This window comes from Alicycliphilus sp. T452 (genome assembly GCF_054512775.1).
Window position 1 is genome coordinate 1 of record NZ_JBTNEH010000050.1, and the last position, 7,140, is coordinate 7,140.

Consider the following 7,140-nt stretch of genomic DNA (forward strand, 5'->3'; position numbering starts at 1 on the left):
CTTTGCCTGGCTGGAGAAGAACCGCAGGCTGTGGAAGAACTGCGAGCGCCTGCTCAACACCAGCCTGCAGTTCATCCACTTGGCGTTCTTGGCGTTGCTACTCAGGAGATCGTAAACAGGTTCTGAGCGCACGATCTTCAACATGGAGCAGCGCGGGGAGTTTCCGCGCCGGATCGCACTCACCAGCCGAAACGTCGCCTGGGACTTGGCCGAGGTCGAGGAATGGATCGAGGCGCGGAAGTCGTCAGGCACTCAGGCCATGCGCCCTGGCTTCACTCTGTCTGCCGTGGCCGGCGGCTCTGCTGCCCCTTTTAGCGGCTAAAACGCTGCGCCCCTCAAGTGTCAATGAAACCCGAGGCCATGCCTTGATGCTCAGGCGGCGCTGCCTAACCTGCCTTCGTCTGGTTTACGCCTTCGGCCGTCTCAGCGTCCATTCGTCTATCATGTCCGCCCAGTCCTGCAACATCGCCGTGCGCTGCTCGCGGTACTCGGCCTTGTTGTAGACGGCCCTGACGCCCTTCTGTTCGTGCGCCAGGCATTTCTCAATCCAATCGGTGTTGTAGCCGGCCTCGTGCAGCAACGTGCTGGCCGTGCGCCTCAAGTCATGCGGCCCGAATTTGGCAAGCGGCTTCCCTTCCTTCTTTCTGTGCCAGCCGATATGTCAGTGTCAGCACCTGGTTGAGCGTGGCACTGCTCATCGGCGTGTCTGAGTCATACCGCGACGGCAGCACGTAGTCCGATCCACCCGCGAAGGTTTTCAGGGCAATGAAGATGTCCAGCGCCTGGCGGGACAGAAACACCAGGTGCGGATTGCGCCGCTTCATTCGCTCCTTCGGAATCGTCCAAAGCGCGTCGCTGAAACTGATTTCGCTCCACGTCGCCTTTGTCAGCTCGCTCTTGCGAACCATCGTGAGCAACAGCAGCTTGGCCGCCGCCCGGATGGATGGTGTTGTACCGATGCGCTCCATGTACTGGTACATCAAGCCGATCTCGTCGGGCGTCAGCGCGCGATCGCGCGGCTCGAACTTGGCGATGGTCGTCGGCCGCACCAGCTCTGCCGGATTCTCGACCTTCTGCCCGCGCTCGATGGCCCAGCGAAAGACCTGCAACACCACCTCGCGGGCATGCACTGCGGTTGCCGGTGCGCCGCGCTCCACGATGGCGTCGGTCAGCGCGCGCAGATCTTCGTGGGTGATTTCCAGCAGCTTCTGATTGCCGAATTTTGGCTTCAGCTCGCGCTCATAGACTGAGCGACGCATGTCACGGGTGGAATCGGCCATCTGGTAGCCGCGCAGCCACTTTTCCGCCCACGCCCCGAACGTCTCGGCATCTTTGACGCGAGCCTTGTCCCGCGCCTTTTCCTTGGCCGGTGATTTCCCGGCCGCGATCATCTTCTTGGCCTCGCCCAACCGTTCGCGGGCTTCCGAAAGAGTGATGCCGCCAAGACCGTAGCGGCCGAAGGTGATGGTCTCCTGCCGACCGTAGATAGCGTAGTTGTAGCGGAACGAAATCGCCCCGGCCGGCGTGACGGCTACATAGAGGCCGTCACGGTCGTTCACCTTGTAGAGCTTATCCTTCGGCTTGAGGTTGCGCAGCTTGGTATCGGTCAGCATGGCGTTCCTCCTGAGTCATTTCGAATACCATGATCTGCACACCCGCCCACATCGCAGAAAAGTCAATATAAATCAAAGGCTTGTGCACTTTAGATACCATGAACAGCCGCGAAGCGGTTTCATGGTATCGATAGCCTCTCATGGCATCAGAGAGAGATAGTACCACTCACCATGCCATGAAAAGACAGTGCTTAACGGCGCCAGAAGTTGCCAATCTATGCTGAACAACCAGGAAAAAAGTTCAATATTGACAATAGTTTATAGATGATTTGGTGCCAATCGGTGCCAATCGGTGCCAGCCGATGCCAGCCGATGCCAGACGCCCAATCACTCCCACTCAATTGTCAACCGGAACGAAAGCTTGGACTTCTTCGTTCCGTGTTGCACCAATTGAGATAGAACGAGTGATTCGTCCAAGGTCGTCCATACCGTCAGCTTTACCGTCATAGTGTTTTGTCGATTTGGGTGTAGTCCAGAAAAACCCAACGGCACCCTGCCCCGTCCGAACATACAGCAAATTTGACGGCATTTGGTTGTTCATTGAACTCCCATGGATTTGAGTACGTCCGCAACCACGGCATCGCTTTGCGTGGCATTCCCCCTACAGCCGTGCGAACTTGCGCCGGGTCATTGCGCTTTGGGCAAATGTCTCTCAACAAAATCCAGAATATCGCTCCGCGTAATGTCCGTGAACTTGTTGCTGCTGCAGATGGGGAATGGGTTGTACTTGTTGAGCGCCCGAGTGCACACGTTATCTTCCGCCCGACGACCGACACCTCGGGTTGGCGAGTCCCATGCGTGCGTAGCGCCCTCAAAGTTCGTCCACTTCTCGACGCCCTTGAATACTTTGTCCACGTTGCACTGAGACAGCGGTGTGGCGGTATCTGCACTACCAGTAAACGCAATCACAGGTGCCACATAGTTGCCCAGCGGAGGAGCGTCTTCACGATCCGTACTGCCGCTGGGCGCACGACCAAAAATGGACTCTTTCACATAGCAGTTGGGGTAAAGAGACACACCTCCAGCCAACAATGATGTGATTTCGCTTCTGAGGTTGTGGTTTGTGAACGCACGCAGCACCGTCCATCCGCCTTGGCTGTCGCCAATCACGAACGTCTTCTTGGGATCAGCACCTTCGGATCGCGTGAACCGAGCAGCAGCGATCAGATCAAGAACTCGCATGTTGGCCCCAAAGCGAGTCCAACTGAGCCAGTTTTCCGTACGCCCCCGTGACCAATACGAATCGAGAATCAGAATGTTGGCGTCGAGGTTGCGTTTGGCCCACACAGCGGTGTCCAGGTTGCCGGGTGCCACACCATGACCACCATGAACGATGATGATGGTGGGGCGCTCAAACACTCGACCGTTCTGTGCTGTCCAGCTAGAGAACAGCATGCCCTTGCCGTCATAAGACGGAACGTTGGCGGAGAACAGGTTGAGCCCATTGTTCACCAGCGGTCGTTCCATGTTCCAGCCATGGGATGATGCCGGTGGATACTGCTCCACGATGGGTGGTTGGTACTTCTCGATGGGAATCACGTCGTCTGAGGCGGCCCAGGATGAGGTCGATGCCACGCATAGCACTGCGGCACCAAGAAGCGAGCAAAAAGCGGTGCGAGGTTGATTTTTCATTTTTTGTTTTGACTCCTACATAGGTGCTCACTGCAGTGGCAGCGTCCGGCTGTCTATGCTCAGCCCCATCTTTTGAAGCTGCGCGGGGTCGAAGCGGGACACAGCATCACCCTGGCAACGCAGATCAGCAATGCGCTTGCCGCCCTGCTCCACCATCACTCCCTTGCGTCCATTTTCACCGTCACCGGCATAAATGACATAGCGATAGTTGCCCTTGTCGAACGACAGGAAGTTCACAGCAGCGCCATCTTGACCAAGCTGTGAGCCACGCTGGAAAGCTGAAGCCGCAGCAATGCCACCGCTCGGATATTCCATCTCCGCTGCGCCTTCCAGCGGTGCTATCCGGTATGTCAACTGCTCATTGTCACCAGCGCGGCCAGTGCACACCGAGGCGCGCTTCTTGCCGGTGGAACACGCAAAGATCGGGGTCTCAGCAGCCGTGCATAGGTGCGGCACGGTCACAGCCGGAGCTGCAGCCGTCACGTTGGCTTGCGGAGCGACTGGTGCCGCAGCGGGTGCAGTGTTCGTTGGCACTGGCGTAGCTACGGCTGGTGCAGGTTGGGCGACTGGTGAAACCTCTGGTGAAGTTGGCTCCGCTGGTTTGGCCTCGGCTGCTGGCGGAGCTTCACCGGCAATCTTGGCAATCTCCGCTTCGCTCTTGTCGAACACGCGGAGCATCGCCAGATCGTGGAACAACCCCATGAATGCCAAGTGCCCCGTGAGCTTGACCAGTATCTCCTTGCTGTCTTCGGTACGTTGGACGGTGTAGGTCACACTGCCCTTGACGGTATTGCCCTCCAACGCTGCGCCTTGAGGCTCATACGTGCCGCGCAGGTGATTGAGCATCCGTTGATCGGTAGGGATAGCGTCTTGCGGTATCACCGCCGTCAGGACCGCTGAGCAGGCCTTCTTCCCTGTTGATTCGTCGCTGCGAGCGGTGGTGATGGACTCCACCGTGACTTTGGTGTTCTTGCTCGTGATCTGCACGCTGCGCTGGCGCTCAGGACTCATGCTTGCATGCTCTTTGTCAAAGCTCTGCTGGTAAATCTGCTGGACCAGCGACACCGTGGCCGGATCAGCGCAGGACGGCGCTTTGTCACCGCATGCGGCCAGCAAAAACACGGACGTTGCCGCCAAGGTCATAGCGGTAGTTCTTTTGGGGTTCATTTTTTCTTCCTGTTGGTTGTAAAAATTTGTGCCTCTCAAGGAACATTCTGGCATGCGATGTTCCTTATAAGACGTTTCCTTGGTAGGCACATTTCGAGAGCCTGTGGAGCATGTCATGGACTGCTCCACAGAAACAAAGCACTGCCAGCGAGACGCTGGTTCAGCGCCGCCGCAAGGTGCGACTCATACCGAATGCCATCACGTTGGCTGTTGGCGAGAACCTACGAAGCTTCCGTGAAGAGCGCGGCATGACGCAGTTGGAATTGGCAATGAGTGCCGAGGTGGAGCGCACTCGGGTGTCCAAGCTGGAGCTGGGTCTGGTGAATCCGAGTGTTTTGACGCTGGCCACCATCTGCCACGTGCTGGACATCACCTTGGCCGACTTGTTCGGCGGCATTCGGCTGGCACATCCACCCACGACTGAGGGCGGGACACTGCGCCGCGCCAATCAGGCCGTGCTCGACAAAAAGCCTGCAGCCAAGCGCGCCAAAGTGCCGGGTAAAGCTGCCGCCTAGTAGGTGCTGATCAGCTCGTTTCAGCCGCTCACGACCACTGTCAGTCGCAGCTTGTCCACCAAGGCCGAGGCAGGCGCTGCAGCAAACCACAGTTCAGAACAAGCTGCCACCGCGCTATGGAACGCGCTGGATACCGCCTTGCACTGATCCAGATGCAAGCCGGAGCCGCCGCGTAGCACCACGATGACAGTCGATGGGCGCTCTGGTGACACCTGCGGTGCAGTGGCCTCGATGCTGTCATGGATCATGGTTTGCAGGTCGCAGTGATGGCCGGTAACGACATGGCTCCATTTGGACCGCCCCCAACGCTCCATTACCGCGCCCAGATCGCCCCAGTCCAATGCTGGCATCGCTCCTGGCTCAGTCGCCGCCCACAGATCGTCAAGAACCCTTTCTGAGTACACGACCAAAGGGGTTGGCATGCACACCAGAGCCAGCGTCCACAAACATTCGCGTCGGTTCAGTGTCATGACGTTCTCCGCACACGTATGGCTGCAAGCAACCGCACTGCCTCGGGTTGCCAAGACTCAGACTCATGCATCCAGATGATCATCTTCTGCTTGGGCTCTTTGTGCCAACCAGGCTTAGCACGACGGCTACCGGGACCGGCATCTGGCAAACGCAGCCGTGCGTTATGGGCATGGAAACATGGTTCTGCGCCACCACTGTCCAGTAGCAGGATGCGCTGCGGAAAGTGGCTTTGACCGACGACCAAACCCTCCACACCCACCGCGAGAGCCCAGTGCTTGGTGCGGTGATGCTTGACCGAGGCAAATGCGATGGCAACCAGATCGCCTTGCATGAGCCATTTGACGGCGGGGGCATCCACATCGTGCTCGATGCAATAGCGAGCCGTAAGCTCAAGTGGCAGTCCGAGGCTGTTTACTGCATCCGCCCAATCTTTGGGATTGATGCCGGTGAAGTAGTACGGGGACATTGCAGTCCACACTGCGGCGGCGACACCATGCTTGCGCCGTGACATATCGTGTAGTGCTGACGCCTTGGCAAGTCCATGAATCACAAGCAGCATCGCCAGCATGTGAGTCCCGCAAGATGCGTCCAGAACCGATTGCTGCATGAAAACCGGAACCGGCTCTTCGCGCTTTTGTTGAACGGTAAGCGCATGGCCGGTCTGCAGCGCCGCGTGGATGCGCTGAAACGTATATGACGGCTCAGCGCGCTTTGATGAGACGGCTTTGGACATATCAATACTCATCTGGACGAAGTAGCGTAGTCACGCTGCGGTCGGCTTCCGTGATGATCCAAAGCGTTGGCAGTGACGAACGCTTGTCTCTGGGCGTAGCAGCCAGTCGCTCCGCATCGACCAGCCGATAGCAACTCAGAATCCGCAAACGGCGGGTGACGGCAAAGTCGTTTTCTGCGCGGTCTTCGTCGCACAGGTCACCCCAGTCTCCATGAACGTGGCGGCTGACTAGGGCTGCCGCGCTGAAGCCAGTTTCTTGCAGCAGTTCCAAAGCGCCTGGGGTGGCGACGATTTGGCCCAGCGGAAACTTGGCGCTGCTGGAGTAGATGATGGTGGCGACGGTAGGTGCAGACGGAGCCAAACTAGATGTGGATTCGGGTGTAGTGGTCATGGGAATCTCCATAGGTAGGGAACGAAACAAAACTGAAAAACAAACGGGCACGCTTAGTCCTCCGCGAACGATTGGCGGATAGAAGAGAAGCGAGAGAGATCAGCGAGGCCGCAGAACAGCAGCCGATGGGAGACGGGGCCTCAGCGAGAGGCCATCAACGAAACATGCGCTTGGCAGAGCGCGGACAGCAGATCAGAGTCAGAGGCGTATGGCTGCTCGATCAAGTCTGCGAATTTGTCAGTAGCGGACAGCCAGTTGCTCAGAAGTGACGGAGTTTCACCATAGGCACCAATGCCATCCAAAAGGGCCCAGGCGTGCAATCGGCGCGATGCGACGGCGTCACGAACATCACCGACCGGCATCTCGGACAGCATCGCCAGAACTTCGCAACCATGCTCCTGATTGCACAGAGGTACGGTCGGCAAGATTGCACGGCCGAAGCGTCGGACGCAATAGGACCAAAGTATCCACTGAGACTCGAATGGACTGAGTGTTGATTTCCATGCAAAGCTGACCCACCATTTCCATCGAATCTTGACCCACCCTGATTCGTGAACTTCACGCTCACGTTGTGGATAAGTTCTTGGTCGCCTTCTCCTTCTTGGTGGTCTGTGGTGG

General features: G+C 57.8%; 8 protein-coding genes and 2 pseudogenes. 3 read left to right on the plus strand and 7 right to left on the minus strand.

Going from position 1 to position 7,140, the window contains the following annotated elements:
• Both ACX12L_RS22550 and ACX12L_RS22555 read left to right on the plus strand, forming a co-directional pair.
• Nucleotides 1-115: pseudogene (locus ACX12L_RS22550) on the plus strand (IS5/IS1182 family transposase); the annotation flags it as partial.
• An 18-nt stretch (nucleotides 116-133) separates the two neighbouring features.
• Nucleotides 134-322 carry a helix-turn-helix transcriptional regulator gene (locus ACX12L_RS22555; protein WP_459264539.1) on the plus strand — a complete coding sequence of 63 codons (189 nt, stop codon included), beginning with the start codon at nucleotides 134-136 and terminating at the stop codon, nucleotides 320-322.
• Nucleotides 323-406: 84 nt separating this feature from the next.
• On the opposite strand, the pseudogene ACX12L_RS22560 reads toward ACX12L_RS22555, so the two are convergent.
• The 3 genes and pseudogenes from ACX12L_RS22560 to ACX12L_RS22570 form a co-directional block, all read right to left on the minus strand.
• Nucleotides 407-1,613 (minus strand): annotated as a pseudogene (locus tag ACX12L_RS22560) (tyrosine-type recombinase/integrase).
• Nucleotides 1,614-2,240: 627 nt separating this feature from the next.
• Nucleotides 2,241-3,245, minus strand: a complete 1,005-nt coding sequence (locus ACX12L_RS22565; protein WP_459264532.1) for a dienelactone hydrolase family protein — start codon at nucleotides 3,243-3,245, stop codon at nucleotides 2,241-2,243.
• 27 nt (nucleotides 3,246-3,272) lie between these two features.
• Nucleotides 3,273-4,529 (minus strand): hypothetical protein, encoded by a 1,257-nt coding sequence (locus tag ACX12L_RS22570; protein ID WP_459264533.1) that lies wholly within the window; start codon nucleotides 4,527-4,529, stop codon nucleotides 3,273-3,275.
• Between ACX12L_RS22570 and ACX12L_RS22575 the strand changes: the two genes are divergently transcribed.
• The gene (locus tag ACX12L_RS22575) at nucleotides 4,523-4,927 is read left to right on the plus strand and encodes a helix-turn-helix domain-containing protein (RefSeq protein ID WP_459264534.1); all 405 of its coding nucleotides are present in this window, start codon (nucleotides 4,523-4,525) and stop codon (nucleotides 4,925-4,927) included. The two genes, ACX12L_RS22570 and ACX12L_RS22575, sit on opposite strands and share 7 nt — an antisense overlap.
• A 20-nt stretch (nucleotides 4,928-4,947) precedes the next feature.
• Here ACX12L_RS22575 and ACX12L_RS22580 read toward each other — a convergent pair whose 3' ends face one another.
• The 4 genes from ACX12L_RS22580 to ACX12L_RS22595 form a co-directional block, all read right to left on the minus strand.
• Nucleotides 4,948-5,397 carry a hypothetical protein gene (locus ACX12L_RS22580; RefSeq protein WP_459264535.1) on the minus strand — a complete coding sequence of 150 codons (450 nt, stop codon included), beginning with the start codon at nucleotides 5,395-5,397 and terminating at the stop codon, nucleotides 4,948-4,950.
• Entirely contained in the window at nucleotides 5,394-6,131 is a 738-nt protein-coding gene (locus ACX12L_RS22585) for a hypothetical protein (protein ID WP_459264536.1), read from the minus strand. Before ACX12L_RS22585 ends, ACX12L_RS22580 begins: the two co-directional genes overlap by 4 nt.
• Before the next feature lies 1 nt (nucleotide 6,132).
• Entirely contained in the window at nucleotides 6,133-6,522 is a 390-nt protein-coding gene (locus tag ACX12L_RS22590; protein WP_459264537.1) for a type I restriction endonuclease subunit M, read from the minus strand.
• Nucleotides 6,523-6,662: 140 nt separating this feature from the next.
• A partial coding sequence (locus ACX12L_RS22595) for a hypothetical protein (RefSeq protein ID WP_459264538.1) occupies nucleotides 6,663-7,140 on the minus strand: 478 nt, incomplete at its 5' end.

Bases quoted from the DNA above. Each gene is read 5' to 3' on its own strand.
- ACX12L_RS22565 (WP_459264532.1), bottom strand. From the start codon at position 3,245: ATGAAAAATCAACCTCGCACCGCTTTTTGCTCGCTTCTTGGTGCCGCA.
- ACX12L_RS22575 (WP_459264534.1), top strand. From the start codon at position 4,523: ATGTCATGGACTGCTCCACAGAAACAAAGCACTGCCAGCGAGACGCTG.
- ACX12L_RS22570 (WP_459264533.1), bottom strand. From the start codon at position 4,529: ATGACATGCTCCACAGGCTCTCGAAATGTGCCTACCAAGGAAACGTCT.
- ACX12L_RS22580 (WP_459264535.1), bottom strand. From the start codon at position 5,397: ATGACACTGAACCGACGCGAATGTTTGTGGACGCTGGCTCTGGTGTGC.
- ACX12L_RS22585 (WP_459264536.1), bottom strand. From the start codon at position 6,131: ATGTCCAAAGCCGTCTCATCAAAGCGCGCTGAGCCGTCATATACGTTT.
- ACX12L_RS22590 (WP_459264537.1), bottom strand. From the start codon at position 6,522: ATGACCACTACACCCGAATCCACATCTAGTTTGGCTCCGTCTGCACCT.